15 protein-coding genes and 1 pseudogene are annotated in these 14,091 nt (G+C 69.6%); 15 read left to right on the forward strand and 1 reads right to left on the reverse strand.

What is annotated here, in order from left to right:
- The 4 genes from G3N92_RS21535 to G3N92_RS21550 form a co-directional block, all read left to right on the forward strand.
- Window positions 1–837 (forward strand): extracellular solute-binding protein (locus tag G3N92_RS21535; protein ID WP_206129607.1); only part of this gene is annotated, 837 nt, incomplete at its 5' end.
- A gap of 43 nt (window positions 838–880) precedes the next feature.
- Window positions 881–1,657: an ABC transporter permease subunit gene (locus G3N92_RS21540; protein ID WP_206129608.1), complete on the forward strand. Its 777-nt coding sequence runs from the start codon at window positions 881–883 to the stop codon at window positions 1,655–1,657.
- Between the two features lie 103 nt (window positions 1,658–1,760).
- Complete coding sequence (locus G3N92_RS21545) at window positions 1,761–3,332, forward strand: methyl-accepting chemotaxis protein (RefSeq protein ID WP_206129609.1); 1,572 nt, start codon at window positions 1,761–1,763, stop codon at window positions 3,330–3,332.
- 259 nt (window positions 3,333–3,591) lie between these two features.
- Window positions 3,592–4,524: a hypothetical protein gene (locus G3N92_RS21550; RefSeq protein ID WP_339385790.1), complete on the forward strand. Its 933-nt coding sequence runs from the start codon at window positions 3,592–3,594 to the stop codon at window positions 4,522–4,524.
- Between the two features lie 259 nt (window positions 4,525–4,783).
- Here the strand turns inward: G3N92_RS21550 and G3N92_RS21555 are convergent, their stop codons facing one another.
- A complete protein-coding gene (locus G3N92_RS21555; RefSeq protein ID WP_206129621.1) occupies window positions 4,784–5,185 on the reverse strand; it encodes a hypothetical protein in 402 nt (133 codons plus the stop codon).
- On the opposite strand from G3N92_RS21555, the gene G3N92_RS21560 reads away from it, so the two are divergent.
- From G3N92_RS21560 to G3N92_RS21610, 11 genes and pseudogenes are all read left to right on the forward strand, one after another.
- Window positions 5,106–5,801, forward strand: coding sequence for a beta-ketoacyl synthase chain length factor (locus tag G3N92_RS21560; RefSeq protein WP_206129611.1), 696 nt, complete (start codon window positions 5,106–5,108; stop codon window positions 5,799–5,801). The genes G3N92_RS21555 and G3N92_RS21560 overlap by 80 nt on opposite strands.
- Complete coding sequence (locus tag G3N92_RS21565) at window positions 5,785–6,576, forward strand: 1-acyl-sn-glycerol-3-phosphate acyltransferase (protein WP_206129612.1); 792 nt, start codon at window positions 5,785–5,787, stop codon at window positions 6,574–6,576. Before G3N92_RS21560 ends, G3N92_RS21565 begins: the two co-directional genes overlap by 17 nt.
- Window positions 6,551–6,850: a phosphopantetheine-binding protein gene (locus G3N92_RS21570; RefSeq protein ID WP_206129613.1), complete on the forward strand. Its 300-nt coding sequence runs from the start codon at window positions 6,551–6,553 to the stop codon at window positions 6,848–6,850. Before G3N92_RS21565 ends, G3N92_RS21570 begins: the two co-directional genes overlap by 26 nt.
- Before the next feature lie 3 nt (window positions 6,851–6,853).
- A complete protein-coding gene (locus G3N92_RS21575) occupies window positions 6,854–7,105 on the forward strand; it encodes an acyl carrier protein (protein WP_206129614.1) in 252 nt (83 codons plus the stop codon).
- A gap of 53 nt (window positions 7,106–7,158) precedes the next feature.
- Complete coding sequence (locus tag G3N92_RS21580; protein ID WP_206129620.1) at window positions 7,159–7,737, forward strand: hypothetical protein; 579 nt, start codon at window positions 7,159–7,161, stop codon at window positions 7,735–7,737.
- Entirely contained in the window at window positions 7,734–9,461 is a 1,728-nt protein-coding gene (locus tag G3N92_RS21585; RefSeq protein ID WP_206129615.1) for an acyl-CoA synthetase family protein, read from the forward strand. The genes G3N92_RS21580 and G3N92_RS21585 overlap by 4 nt, the downstream gene beginning before the upstream one ends.
- Entirely contained in the window at window positions 9,458–11,164 is a 1,707-nt protein-coding gene (locus G3N92_RS21590) for a glycosyltransferase family 2 protein (protein ID WP_206129616.1), read from the forward strand. The genes G3N92_RS21585 and G3N92_RS21590 overlap by 4 nt, the downstream gene beginning before the upstream one ends.
- Window positions 11,151–12,722, forward strand: a complete 1,572-nt coding sequence (locus G3N92_RS21595; RefSeq protein ID WP_206129617.1) for an aromatic amino acid ammonia-lyase — start codon at window positions 11,151–11,153, stop codon at window positions 12,720–12,722. The genes G3N92_RS21590 and G3N92_RS21595 overlap by 14 nt, the downstream gene beginning before the upstream one ends.
- Window positions 12,719–13,147 (forward strand): thioesterase family protein, encoded by a 429-nt coding sequence (locus G3N92_RS21600; protein WP_206129618.1) that lies wholly within the window; start codon window positions 12,719–12,721, stop codon window positions 13,145–13,147. The genes G3N92_RS21595 and G3N92_RS21600 overlap by 4 nt, the downstream gene beginning before the upstream one ends.
- Entirely contained in the window at window positions 13,138–13,827 is a 690-nt protein-coding gene (locus tag G3N92_RS21605; RefSeq protein WP_206129619.1) for an outer membrane lipoprotein carrier protein LolA, read from the forward strand. Before G3N92_RS21600 ends, G3N92_RS21605 begins: the two co-directional genes overlap by 10 nt.
- Window positions 13,827–14,091 (forward strand): annotated as a pseudogene (locus tag G3N92_RS21610) (MMPL family transporter); the annotation flags it as partial. The gene G3N92_RS21605 and the pseudogene G3N92_RS21610, both read left to right, overlap by 1 nt.

Raw genomic sequence — 14,091 nt, forward strand, 5'->3', positions numbered from 1 at the left:
TTGACCTACGCCGGCTCGATGGGCGTGGTGATGGACAAGGGCCTCGGCCCCGCGTTCGCCAAGTCCGCCAATCTGCGGTACGAAGGGCAGGGCGAGGGCGCCTACGGCATGGCGCGGCTGCTCGCGTCGAAGAAGCTCGTCGCGGACGTGTTCGTGTCGATCACGCCCGGCCCGATGCAGATCCTCAAGGACGCGAACCTGATCGATCAGGCGGTGCCGGTGGCCAGCACCAGCATGGTGATCGCGTTCAATCCGAAGAGCGCGTTCGCCAGCCAGCTCGAGGCGAGCCGTCACGGCGGCGAGCCGTGGTGGAAGGTGCTGCAGACGCCGGGCCTGCGCTTCGGCCGCACCGATGCGCGCGTCGATCCGCAAGGGCAGAACATCATTTTCACGATGCTGCTGGCCGCGAAGTACTACGCGCAGCCCGATCTGGCGCGCCAGGTGCTCGGCGATACCGAGAACCCGCAGCAGGTGTTCGGCGAGGGCGGCCTGCTGACGCGCCTCGAAGCGGGGCAGGTGGATGCGTCGTCCGGCTACGAAAGCGCGACGATCTCGGCCGGGCTGCCGTATATCGCGCTGCCCGACGAGATCAACCTGAGCAATCCGAAATATGCGAAGGACTGGTACGCCAACGTGTCGTTCCCGATCACCGATCCGTCGGGCCGGCAGAAGACGTTGCGCCCGCAACCGCTGGTGTTTTATGTGGCGGTGCTGAAGAACGCGCCGAACCCGGACGCGGCGCGCGGCTTCGCGGCGTTCCTGAACAGCGCGGCGGGCCAGGCGATCTTCCGCCAGAACGGCTATGGCGCGCCGAAGGGCGAGGCGCTCTACCCGTGAGGTTCGCCGTGTCGAACGCAGCGTGATGCCGGTGCGCCTGCCCTTGTCCTCGCCCGCCCGGTATTTCGCCGGCCTGGGCTGGATCGGGCTCGTGCCGGCGCTCGCGTTGCTGGCGCTGCCGCTGCTGTCGCTCGCGCACGACACGCGCTGGGGCCAGCTGAGCGCGGCGTACGGCGACTGGCACGCGGTTGGCGTGTCGGCCGTGCTCAGCAGCTGGGCGATGCTCGCGATCGTCGCGCTCGGGCTGCCGCTCGCGATCTGGCTCGCGCGCACGCGCTCGCGGCTCGGCGCGTGCGTGAACGTGCTGGTGCTGTATTCGCTGCTGATGCCGTCGCTGGCGATGGGGATTCTGCTGGTGTCGGCGTACGGGCCGTACGGCACCGTCGGGCGCATGCTCGGCGCGCTCGGCGTGTCGCTGAACAACAATGCGGGCTCGTTCGTGCTCGCGCAGGTGTACGGCGGCCTCGCCTACTTCACGATCGCGGCGCGCACCGCGTTCGAGAACGTGCCGCGCGTGCTGGAGGAGGCGTCGCACGATTTGGGCGCGTCGCCCGCCCGCACGTTCCTGCGCATCACGCTGCCGCTCGCCTCGCGCGAGCTCGCCACCGGCGCGCTCGTGACCTGGGTGCGGATCGTGGGCGAGTTCGGCATCGTCGCCGTGTTCTCGTATTTTCCGCAGGGCATTCCGGTCAAGCTCTATGTCAATCTGCAGAACAGCGGGATCCAGTCCGTCTACGTGCTGACCTGGATCCTGGCGGCCGTGATGCTGCCCATGCCGGTGCTCGTGATGTCGCTGTTTCGCGGCGCGAAGCGCGGCTGAGCCGCCGTTAGTTTTCTTCTATTGCCCTGATTGAGCGTAGGCGTTTCGGGTGAATCCAATAGTGTGACATTATCGGATCCACATAAATAATAGCGGAGCGGGGATGTCCATGTTCAAGGGTATGCGGGTGGGGACGCGGGTTGCGGCGGGGTTCGGCGTGGTGCTGCTGATTCTCGTGGCGCTGACCGTCATCGGGATCTTCCGGGTCAACATGATCAATGCGAGCCTGGCCACCATCAACGACGTGAACAGCGTCAAGGAAACCTACGCGATCGCGTTTCGCGGCAGCGTGCACGACCGCGCCATCGCGCTGCGCGACGCGGTGCTGGTGCCCGCCGACGACGTGCCGCGCGTGGCTGCCCGCATCGCCGCGCTGAACGAGGATTACCAGCGGGCCGCCGCGCCGCTGACGGCGCAGGTGGCCGACCGCAAGCAGGCGTCCGACGACGAGCGGGCCCTGTTCGAGCGCATCCGCCAGGACGAGGCGCGCGTGATGCCGCTGATCGCGACCGTGCTGCAGGCGCGCGCCGGCGGCGATCAGGCCGGCGCGCAGGACACCGTGCTGAAGCAGGCCGGCCCGGCGTTCGTGCAGTGGCTCAACGACATCAACGCGTTCATCGACCAGGAAGAGGCGCTGAACAAGGTGCAGGCCGAATCGGCGCGCCAGGTCGGCCGCACGTTCCAGTTGCTGATGCTGGTGCTGACCGGCGTGGCGATCGTGGTGGGCGGGCTGATCGCCTGGCTGATCGGCCGCGACATCACGCGTGCGCTCGGTGGCGAGCCGGACGCGGTGCGCCATCTCGCCAACGCGATCCGCGAAGGCTCGCTCGTGCAGCAGGCCGAGGTCGGCCCCGGCGACACCGACAGCATCCTGGCGACGATGGACCGCATGCGCGGCGCGCTGCGCGACGTGGTGGGCAACGTGCGCACGCATGCCGACGGCGTGCTCAGCGCGAGCCTGCAAATCGCGCAGGGCAACGAGGATCTGTCGACGCGCACCGAGTCGCAATCGGCGTCGCTCGAGCAGACCACCGCCTCGATGGCGCAACTGACCGGCACCGTCAAGCAGAACTCCGCGAGCGCCAAGCAGGCCAGCGAACTGGCGACCACCGCCGAGGACGTGGCCGCGCGCGGCAGCGAGAGCATGCGCGACGTGGTCAGCACCATGGACGACATTTCCGCCGCCTCGGCCCGGATCGCCGACATCATTTCGGTGATCGAGGGCATCGCGTTCCAGACCAATATCCTGGCGCTGAACGCGGCCGTCGAGGCGGCGCGCGCCGGCCCGCAGGGCAGGGGCTTCGCCGTGGTCGCCACCGAGGTGCGTTCGCTCGCGCAGCGCGCCGGCACCGCCGCGAAGGAAATCAAGGCGCTGATCGAGGATTCGGTCGACCGCGTGCGGCTCGGCTCGACCCGGGTGCAGGACGCCGGCGCGACGATGGACGAGATTCTCGGCTCGGTGCGCCGCGTGAACCTGATCATGAGCGAGATCGCCGCCGCCTCCGACGTGCAGAACGACGGCATCGAGCAGGTGGGCCAGGCGATCGCGCACATCGACGACGCCACCATCCAGAACGCCGCGCTCGTCGAGCAGGCCTCGGCCGCCGCGGCCGCGCTGCGCGAGCAGGCGCATGCGCTGCACGCGGCGGTGTCGGTGTTCCGGCTGGCCGCCTGATCGCCTGATGCGGCAAGGCATGGCGCGCCTTGCGCCGTGCCGGTTTGCCTTCCCCCGTCTCCGCCATCTCCGTGACATCCCCGCCCGCCACACTGCAACTTTGTTGCGGTGCGGCTAAACTTGCCGCGTTGAAGCTGGCGAACGCCGAATGAAAGCGTTCGATGCCATGCTGCAATGCGGCGACATTCTGTCATTCCGCTTGCGGTTCCCGACGTATTCGCCCCTGGCAGTCTTGCCCGACCCAATGGAGGAAGTCATCGTGGATGCAAAGAGAAACGGCACGCTGTACGTTCTGCAAACCCGCCCCCCCGCGATCATCGCGCTGTCGTCCGACGGCTCGCACGAAGCGATCGTCACCAACCTCACGTTCACGCCCGACGGCATCAAGGTCGATGCAGAGAACGGCGTCATCTACTGGTCGAACATGGGCAGCGGCGTGCACCTGATCGATTCCGATCCGGCCGCCGGCGCCGTGCCGCCGAACGACGGCACGATCGAACGCGCGAATCTCGACGGCAGCGATCACCGCGTGCTGGTGGCCTCGGGCCTGGCCGGCACGCCGAAGGAGCTCGCGCTCGATATCGAAGGCGGCCTGATCTACTGGTGCGACCGCGAAGGCATGCGCGTGATGCGCGCGCGGCTCGACGGCTCGGACGTCACGGTGCTCGTGAAAACCGGCGATTTCCCGGCCGACACGAACGACGCCACGCGCCACTGCGTCGGCATCGCGCTCGACAAGCCGAACGGGCATCTGTACTGGACGCAGAAGGGCGCGCCCGACGCCGGCGAAGGCCGGATCTTCCGCGCGAGCCTCGATCTGCCGGCCGGCGCGTCGCCGGAAGCCCGCCCGGACGTGGTGTGCCTGCTCGACAATCTGCCGGAGCCGATCGATCTCGATATCGACAGGCAGCACAACGTGCTGTACTGGACCGACCGCGGCGACGACGCGCACGACGGCAACACGCTGAACCGCGCGCACGTCACGCCCGACGGGCTGGTCGATCACGAGGTGCTGGCGCACGGGCTGAAGGAAGGCATCGGGCTGTCGCTCGACGAAGCCGGCCGCCGCGCGTTCGTGACGGACCTCGGCGGCAACGTGCTCGAGTTCGATCTCGACACGACCGAGTCGTATCACTTCACGTCGATCGCGCATCTGGGGCCGTTGACGGGCATCGATTACGTCGACGCATAAAGCGGGCGGCGAAAGGCGCGACGGCGGGCGACGCCGTCGCGCAAACGCTTGCGCACCGGAATCACGCGCGGATCGAACCGGTGCCTGCGCAGATAAACGATTCGGGCATTGCCCGCATCGCGCATCGGCGAAGCGCAATCGCTTCGCACGCTATCCAGAAAAATGCCGGCCGGCCTTATCAATACATTAAAGAACGCCGGCCTCCCGCCGATATTCTCCTGGCAGGTAACAGGAGTGTCGCATCCACAATACGTGCGGGTTACAGATCATTGCGTTGAAGAAAGCTTCTGTTAGAATCCGCGCCGCACGCGGGCGTGATGCAGCAGCACGCGTGGCGGGGAATCGTTTTCAGCGCGCCCTGAGAGCCGGGAAAACGATAGATTGCCGAATCGCTTGGCATGCGTCTGGGGAGCCGGGATTCCGGTAAGGCGCGTTCCACGCCGAGCGATCGGCGGCTTGGGGCGGGCATGACTTGATCACAAAGTTGCCGAACAAACCGCGGTAAACGCAGCAAAGCGTTTTCGGAAAAGGTTTGCGACAGCACAAAAGATGTTTCGATAAAAACTTTAAAGAGTGCAAAAGTGGCCGATTTGCATTGGACCATGCCAATCACCCGATGGGCGTCGATTGCCGCGTCCGATAACGCGGATGTGCGATTCATTGAACCGATGATGCGGCGGCGTCTCAGCCGGTTGTCGCGGCTCGCCCTGCAGGCGGCCCACGAGTGCGCCGGCGAGCGCGAGGCGCTGCGCATGGTGTTCGCGTCGCGCCACGGCGAACTGGCCCGCACCACCGCGTTGCTCGACGCCATCGCGAGCGGCGAACCAGTGTCGCCCACCGCGTTCGGGCTGTCGGTGCTCAACGCCGCGAGCGGCATGTTCGGCATCGTGCGCCGCGACCGCTCGGCCGCCACGGCCCTGTCCTCCGGTAACGAAACGCTCGGCTACGCGCTGCTCGAGGCCTACGCGCAGGCCGAATCCGGGCCGGCTTGTGCGCCGCCCGTGCTGCTCGTCTACGCCGACGAGCCGGCCAACGATTGCTATGCCGCCCACGACGACACCGCCGACAGCGAGGCGCTCGCGATCCTGATCGACGGCGTCGACGCAACCGGCCATCTGCACTGCGAAATGACCGCCGGCCACGGCGCCGAGGCGGCGGGCGCCGCCTGCGCGACCCAAAGCGCGGCGCTCCGGCATTGCCTGAGCGGGCAGGGCGCCGCGACCTGGCGCGGGGCGGACGCGACCTGGCGATGGAGCTGGCATGATCGCGCGGCCTGAGTACGGCTGGCGCCTGTTCGCAACGGGGTTCTGCCTGGCGTTCTTCACGCTGTGCGGTTCGCTGTTTTCGCTGAGCGTGATGCTGGTGGGCACGCTGTGGCCGCATCGCGATTCCCGGCGCCGCGCGGTGACGTTCATCATTCATCACTTCTTTCGCGCGCTGGTGGCCGTGCTGCAGGCGATCGGCGTGATGCGGCTCGAAGTGACGGGCGCGGATCGGCTGCGCGCCGGGCACGCGTCGATCGTCGTCGCCAATCACCCGACCTGGCTCGACGTGATGGTGCTGCTGTCGCTGACGCCGAAGGCCTGCTGCGTCGTCAAGCGCGGCCACTGGGGCAACCCGTGCTTCTGGGGCATCGTGCGCGCGGCCGAATACGTCAGCAATGCCGACGCGCTCGAACTCGTCGAAGCCGGCGCGCGCCACCTGGCCGCCGGCTACACCATGATCATCTTTCCGGAAGGCACGCGCAGCCCGGGCGGCGACCGGCTGCACGCGTTCTCGCGCGGCTTCGCCCACATGGCGCTGCAATCGCGCAGCCCGATCCAGCCGGTGCTCATCGATTGCGATCCGCCGGTCTTCACCAAGACGCTGCGCTGGTACCACGTGCCGCCGCGCGCGTTCCGGATGCGCATCAACGCACTCGATCCGATCGACGCCGGCCGCCTGTGCGGCACGGCGGCGACGCCGCTCGCGGCGCGCGAGATCGCGCGTTCCGTCGAGTCGCACATCACCCTGAACCTGATCGAACATGGATACTTTAAAGCTGCAAGTTAAGCGCTTGCTGATCGACCTGCTCGACTTGCACGACATGACGATCGACGACATCGGCGACGACGTGCCGTTGTTCACCACCGACGGCATCGGCCTCGATTCCGTCGACGCGCTCGAAGTCGGCATCATGCTGCGCAAACAATTCAATCTGACGATCGCCGCCAACGACGCGTCGACGCGCGAACACTTTCGCTCGGTCAACACGCTGGTCGCGTTGATCGAGCGTCAGCAGACGCCGCGCGAGGCGGCCGGCATCGTCATGGCCAACGGGGAATGATTCGTGACCGACGCAGAAATCCTTGAGCGCATCCGCGCCATCTTCAACGAGAACTTCGGCATCGATCCGGCCGGCGTGCATCCCGAGACGCACCTGTTCGAAGAACTCGATCTGGACAGCATCGACGCCGTCGATCTCGCCATCAAGCTGCAGGAAATGACCGGGCAGCGCATCAAGCCCGAAGAGTTCAAATCGGTCCGCACGGTGGGCGACGTGATCGCCGCCGTGCATACCCTGCTCGCGCGCGCACGGTGAGCGCGAGCGCGCCGGAGCACGCGGCCGCGCCGGATCGGCCCGGCGTGCGCGGCATGGCCGTGCGCGCGGCGCTGGCGCTCGGCTATCCGCTCACGATGCTGCTCGCCTGGCGCGGGGTGTCGCCGCGCTATCTGGGCTGCCTGCTGATCGCGATGCTGTGGCTGCGCTGCGGCGGCGATCGCACGTCGGCGGCCGCCGCGCTCAAACGGCTCACGCGGCTCGACTGGTGCGTGGCCGCGATGCTCGGCGCGCTGTCGGTGGCGATCGCCGCGGCCGACAGCGAGATGCTGCTGCATCTGTATCCGGCCTTCGTCAGCGCGGGCCTGCTGGCGGCCTTCGGCGCGACGCTCGTGAACGGGCCGTCGATGATCGAGCGGTTCGCCCGCCTGCGGTATCCGAATCCGGGGCCGCACATCGTCCGTTACACGCGCCGCGTCACGCAGGTCTGGTGCGCGTTCTTCCTGCTGAACGGGCTGTTTTCGGTCTACACCGCGCTGTATTGGAGCCGCGCCGCGTGGTCGCTCTATAACGGCGCGATCGTCTATGCGCTGATCGGCGCGCTGCTGGCCGGCGAATGGATCTGGCGCCGGATGGTCGTGATCCCGCGCCACGCGCAAGGCGGCGCGGCATGAACGCATTGCACACGCTGTTGCACGCCGAGGCGGATCCGGCCTCGGCCGTTTGTCTCGACGGCGGGACGGCGCTGACGCTGGCGCAGTTTCGCGCCCGGGTGGCCGCGATCGCGCGCGCGCTCGCGGCCGGCGAGCCGGGCCGGCCGTGCGCCGGCGCGCCCCGCATCGCGATCAGCACCGACGATCCCTACGATTTCGCGTGCGCGCTGTTCGCCGCGATGGCCATCGGCGCGGAAGCCGTGATTCCGGCCAGCGCCACGCCCGGCTATCTGGACGAGCTGAAGCCTGCCTACGACGTGCTGCTCGATGCGGCGCGACTGGCCGCGATCGGCGACGCGGCGGCGGACACGCAGCCCGCACCGCCCGCGACGATCGCCGCCGACGCCGCGATCACGCTCTACACCTCGGGCAGCAGCGGCGCGGCCAAGCCGGTGCGCAAGACGCTGGCCCAGTTCGATGCCGAAGTGCGCACGCTGCAAGCGCAGTGGGGGGCGCAGATCGGCCGGGCGGCGACGCTGTCGAGCGTCCCGCATCATCATATTTACGGCCTGCTGTTCCGCATTCTGTGGCCGCTCGCGAGCGGCCGCGCATTCGATCGTGCGTCGTCGTCCGACCCGGCGGGCTGGCGGGCGCGCACGCTGGCCCACGGCGACACGGTGGTGGTGTCGACGCCGTCTCAGCTCGCCCGCTGGCCGCACCTGCCGGAATTCGCCGCGCCGGACGCGGCGGGCGCGCCCGTCGTGCAGCCGCTGCGTTTCTTCTCGTCGGGCGGCCCGCTGGCATCGGACACGGCGCAGGCCTACGCCGCGGCGTTCGGCATGGCGCCGCTCGAGATTTTCGGCAGCACCGAAACCGGCGGCATCGCCTGGCGGCGTCAGGACCAGGCCGAAAGCTGGCAGCCGCTGGCGGGCATCGCGGTGCGCCGCGACGACGACGGCGCGCTGAGCCTGCGCTCGGCGCATCTGGGCCACGACGACTGGCATCGCACCGACGATTCGATCCGGCTCGATGCCGACGGCCGTTTCGCGCTGACCGGGCGGTTGGACCGCGTCGTCAAGCTCGACGGCAAGCGGGTGTCGCTGCCGCAACTCGAAGCCCGCATCGTCGAGCACCGGTTCATCGCGCAGGCGGCCGCCACGCGCGTGGACGGCGCGTCGCGCGAGCGGATCGGCGTGGTGGCGGTGTTGAGCGAGGCCGGCGAGACGGCGCTGCGCGAACAGGGGCGGCTCGCCGTGGCGGCCACCTTGCGCCGCGATCTCGGCGGCTACTTCGATCCCGCCGCGCTGCCGCGCCACTGGCGCTTCCGGCTGGCCATGCCGTTCGATGCGCGCGGCAAGCTGCCGGCCGCCGCGATCGCCGCGGCGTTCGCGCCCGCGCCGGAAGGCTATGAGCGGCTGGCCGAATGGCGCGACGCGAACGGCTGGCATGCCGAACTGCGCGTGCCGCCGTCGCTTGCGCACTTCGCCGGGCATTTTCCCGGTTGCCCGATCCTGCCGGGCGTGGTGCAGATCGATTGGGCGGTGCGGATCGCGCGCCGCGAGATCGTGGCGTTCGATGCGGTGCGATCGGTCGAGCATCTGAAATTCAAGGCGCCGGTGCTGCCCGGCGCCGTGCTCGTGCTGAGCCTCGCGCACGACGCCGAGCGCCGCCGCGTGCGTTTCGCGTTCCGTCTCGGCGAGCGCGATTGCACGTCCGGCGCGCTCGTCTACGCGGAGACGCCATGACGCCGTCGATCAGCATCGTCATCCCGATCTACAACCATGGCGCGGCCATCGGCGGGACGCTCGCGCGTCTCGCCGTGCACGGCCTGCCGATGATCGTGGTGGACGACGGCAGCGATCTCGCGACCCAGGCCACGTTGAGCGCGCTGGCCGGGCACTACGGCGAGCGCATGACGCTGCTGCGTCTGCCGGCCAACGGCGGCAAGGGCGCGGCGGTGATGGCCGGGCTGCGCGCGGCGCGCGCAGCCGGCCACACGCATGCGATCCAGATCGACGCCGACGGCCAGCACGACGCGGCCGACGTGCCGGCGTTCGTCGCCGCGGCGCAGGCGGAGCCCGGCGCCGTGGTGCTGGGCCGCCCGCGCTTCGACGCCAGCGTGCCGAAGGCCCGGCTGTACGGCCGTTACCTGACCCATGTCTGGGTCTGGATCGAGACGCTCTCGCTCGACATTCCCGACGCGATGTGCGGCTTTCGCCTGTATCCGCTCGACGCGGTCTGCCGCCTGATCGACGACGTCGGCCTGCCGACGCGCATGTGCTTCGACAGCGAGATCCTGGTGCGGCTGCACTGGCGCGGCTTGCCGTTCCGCACGATCGCGACGCGCGTCGTCTACCCCGAGTACGGCGTGTCGCACTTCGACATGGTCTGGGACAACGTGCGCATCAGCACCAGCCACACGCGGCTCGTGTTCGGCATGCTGATGCGCGCGCCCTGGCTGCTGGCGCGGCGTCTGGCGGGGCCGCGCGGCGCGGCGCGGGGCAAGCGGTCGTGGTGGCGCACGCCCGAGCGCGGCAGCCGCCTCGGCATGGCGCTGCTCGCGCTCGCTTGCCGGTGGTTCGGCACGCGTTTCGCGTCGCTCTGGCTTTACCCGATCGTCGCGTACTTCGTGCTGACGAACCGCACCGCGCGGCTGGCCTCGCAGGGCTATTTCCGGCGCCTCGAAGCGATGGACGCCGGCGGCGCGGCGCCCGCGCCGGGCTGGCGCAGCAGTTACCGGCACATGCTGAGCTTCGCGCAGTCGGGGTTCGACAAATTCGTCGCGTGGTCGGGCGGGGTGGGGCGCCTGCGCGTGCGCTTCGACGAGACGGACGCGTTCGATGCGTGGGCCGCGAGCGGGCGCGGCGCGCTGGTGATCGGCGCGCATCTCGGCAACCTCGAGATGACGCGCGCGCTGGCGCGGCGCGACGTGAAGGCGAAGGTGACCGCGATCGTCTATACCGAGCACGCCAAGCGCTTCAACAGCGTGCTGGCCGATGCCAACCCCGATTTCAGCGAGCATCTGGTCGAGGTGTCCGACTTCGGGCCCGATACCGCGATCATGATGCAGTCCCGCATCGACGCCGGCGAACTGCTCGTGATCGTCGGCGATCGCGTGCCGCCGCGCGACGGCGGCAAGACCGTCGAGGCGCGCTTCCTCGATGCGGACGCCGCGTTCGCGCAAGGGCCCTACGTGCTGGCCCATGCGCTCGGCTGCCCCGTCTATCTGTTCTTCTGCCTGAAGGAAGGCGCCGACTACCGCCTCTATTTCGAGCCGTTCGCCGAACGCATCGAACTGCCGCGCCGCGAGCGCGCCGTGCACGTTGCGCAGTGGGCGCAACGCTACGCGTCGCGGCTCGAACACTACTGCCGCAAGGCGCCTTATCAATGGTTCAATTTCTTCGATTTCTGGGCGCGGCCCGATGGAGCGCCTCGTGGCCGAACATGATCTGAACGCACCCGCTCGCGCCACGGCGCTGTCGTCCGTCGTGATCGGCGGCCGTCACCTGTCGATCGAGGACGTGGTGGCGATCTCGCGCGGCGCGCCGGTGGCGCTGTGCGAGCGCGCCGACTGGCGGGCCCGCATCGAGCGCGGCGCGGCCTGGCTGCGCGATTACCTGGCCGGCGGCGGCACGATCTACGGCGTGACGACCGGATACGGCGACGCCTGCGTGGTGGAAGTGCCGCCCGCGCTGGTCGAGGCGCTGCCGTTGCAACTGACGCGGTATCACGGCTGCGGCATGGGCGCGTGGTTCGACGATGCGCAGACGCTCGCGATCGTCGCCGCGCGGCTCACGTCGCTCGCCTACGGCTATTCCGGCGTGCGCCTGCTGCTGCTCGAACGGCTGGCCGATCTCGTCAATCACCGGATCCTGCCGCGGATTCCGTCCGAGGGCTCGGTCGGCGCGAGCGGCGATCTGACGCCGCTGTCCTACGTCGCCGCCGCGCTGGCCGGCGAGCGCACGGTGCATTTCGACGGCCGCGAGCAGCCGGCCGACGCCGTCTGGCGCGCGCTGGATCGCGCGCCGCTCGCGCTGGCGCCGAAGGAAGGCCTGGCGCTGATGAACGGCACGGCCGTGATGACGGGGCTGGCCTGCCTGGCGTTCGCCCGCGCGGATTACCTGACGCGTCTCGTCGCGCGCCTGACCGCGCTGACCACGGTGGCGCTCGACGGCCGGGCCGAACACTTCGACGCGATGCTGTTCGAGGCCAAGCCGCACGCGGGGCAGGCCGAGGCGGCCGCGTGGATCCGCGACGATCTGGCCGGCCGCGAGACGTCGGCCGAGCGCCGTCTGCAGGATCGCTATTCGGTGCGCTGCGCGCCGCACGTGATCGGCGTGACGCGCGACGCGCTGAGCTGGATGCGCCGCGACATCGAGAACGAGCTGAACAGCGCCAACGACAACCCGCTGATCGATCCCGACGCCGGCCGCGTGCTGCACGGCGGCAACTTCTACGGCGGCCACATCGCGTTCGCGATGGATGCGCTGAAGACGGCGGTGGCGAACCTCGCCGACCTGATGGATCGGCAGCTCGCGCTGCTGGTCGACGAAAAGTTCAGCAACGGCCTGCCGCGCAACCTGACGGGCGCCACACCGGCGCGCGCGCCGATCAATCACGGCTTCAAGGCCGTGCAGATCTCGAGTTCGGCCTGGACGGCCGAGGCGCTCAAGCTGACGATGCCGGCCAGCGTGTTCTCGCGCTCGACCGAATCGCACAATCAGGACAAGGTCAGCATGGGCACCATCGCCGCGCGCGATTGCCTGCGCGTGCTCGAACTGACCGAGCAGGTGGCGGCGGCGCACACGCTGGCGACCGTGCAGGCCGTGCGTCTGCGCCGGCGGATGACGCCGGAGGCGGCGCTGCCGGCCGCGTTGCGGGCGTTCGTGGCGGAGATCGATCGCGGCTCGCCGCTGGTCGAGGAGGATCGCCCGCTCGAAGCCGAACTGCGCGCGCTGACGGCCCGTCTGGCCGGCTGCGAGCCGATCGGCGCGGAGGCCGCATGAGCGGCGCCCGGCCCGCGATTCGCGCCGCCGCGCCCGTCGAGGTGCCGTTCCACGACGTCGATGCGATGAACGTCTGCTGGCACGGCCACTATCTCAAGTATTTCGAAAGCGGCCGCGCGGCGCTGCTGCGCGCGATCGACTACGACTATCCGGCGATGCAGGCCTCGGGCTACGTGTGGCCGGTGGTCGAGGTGCATCTGAAATACGTGCGACCGGCCGTCTACGGCCAGCGGCTCGAAGTGCGCGCGACGCTGCTCGAGTTCGAGAACCGCCTGAAGATCGGCTACGAGGTGGTCGACATGGCCACCGGCCAGCGCCTGACCAAGGGCTACACGGTGCAGCTCGCCGTCGAGGCCGCCACGCAGGAAACCCAGTTCGTTTCGCCGCCGGCGCTGGTCGCGCGCGTGGAGGCGGCATGGGCCTGAGCCGGTCGGGCCGGATCGCGGCGCGCGTCATCGGTGCAAGCTGCGCGGCCGTCGTCGTCGTGGCCGTCGGCTGCCTCTCGATCGCGGCCGATGCGCGCGCAGCCGAACCATCGCCCGCGTCACCCGCGCCGGCCTCGCTCGTGAGCGCCGTGACGCAGCAGTTGGCCCGCGCCGGCACGATACGTTCGCACTTCACGCAGACGCAAACGCTCGCCGCGATGAACCGGCCGCTCGTCAGCACCGGATCGATGCTGATCGACCGCGCGCTGGGCATCGTCTGGCGCATCGAGACGCCTTACCGCGCCACCTATGCGATCACCGACGGCGGCGTGCGCGAGATCGACGCGAGCGGGCAGGCGGTGCCTGCGAGCGGCGGCGGGCGCGGCGTGGCGCAGGTGTCGCAGATGATGCGCGGCATGTTGTCGGGCGATCTGTCGGCGCTGTATTCCCAGTTCGACGTGGAGGCGAGCGGCACGCCCGCGCGCTGGCGCATGACGTTGCGGCCGAACCAGCCGCAGGTTCGCCAGGCGCTGGGCGTCTTGCGGATGACCGGCGGCGAATTCCTGAACACGCTCGAGATCGGCTATGCCAACGGCAACCGGACGACGCTCGAATTCAACGGAACCGCGCGGGTCGCCGCACCGTCCGGGCAGGAACGCGCCTGGCTGGAGGCGCGCTGATGAGCCCGGCCGGCAAGACGCCGCGACGCGGGCGCTGGGGCGCCGCGTGGCTGGCGGTCGCGCTCGCGGCCGTGCTGGTTTGCGTCTGGCGTTTCGTGGCCGGCCCATCGCCGCTGCAGACCGATCTGCTGGCCCTGTTGCCGGCCAGCGAGTCGAACCCGGTGGCCGAGCAGGCGGTCGCCAAGCTCGGCCAGGCGCTGGGCGGGCGCGCCGTGTTTCTCGTGACCGATGCCGATGCGGCGCGCGCGAAGGCCGCCGCCAAGG

The organism is Burkholderia sp. Ac-20379 (genome assembly GCF_017104645.1).
GTDB lineage: Bacteria > Pseudomonadota > Gammaproteobacteria > Burkholderiales > Burkholderiaceae > Burkholderia.

Excerpts from the sequence above, each read along its gene's own strand:
- G3N92_RS21545 (WP_206129609.1), top strand. The coding sequence starts at position 1,761 with ATGTCCATGTTCAAGGGTATGCGGGTGGGGACGCGGGTTGCGGCGGGG.
- G3N92_RS21555 (WP_206129621.1), bottom strand. The coding sequence starts at position 5,185 with ATGAATCGCACATCCGCGTTATCGGACGCGGCAATCGACGCCCATCGG.
- G3N92_RS21565 (WP_206129612.1), top strand. The coding sequence starts at position 5,785 with ATGATCGCGCGGCCTGAGTACGGCTGGCGCCTGTTCGCAACGGGGTTC.
- G3N92_RS21570 (WP_206129613.1), top strand. The coding sequence starts at position 6,551 with ATGGATACTTTAAAGCTGCAAGTTAAGCGCTTGCTGATCGACCTGCTC.
- G3N92_RS21580 (WP_206129620.1), top strand. The coding sequence starts at position 7,159 with ATGGCCGTGCGCGCGGCGCTGGCGCTCGGCTATCCGCTCACGATGCTG.
- G3N92_RS21585 (WP_206129615.1), top strand. The coding sequence starts at position 7,734 with ATGAACGCATTGCACACGCTGTTGCACGCCGAGGCGGATCCGGCCTCG.
- G3N92_RS21590 (WP_206129616.1), top strand. The coding sequence starts at position 9,458 with ATGACGCCGTCGATCAGCATCGTCATCCCGATCTACAACCATGGCGCG.
- G3N92_RS21600 (WP_206129618.1), top strand. The coding sequence starts at position 12,719 with ATGAGCGGCGCCCGGCCCGCGATTCGCGCCGCCGCGCCCGTCGAGGTG.
- G3N92_RS21605 (WP_206129619.1), top strand. The coding sequence starts at position 13,138 with ATGGGCCTGAGCCGGTCGGGCCGGATCGCGGCGCGCGTCATCGGTGCA.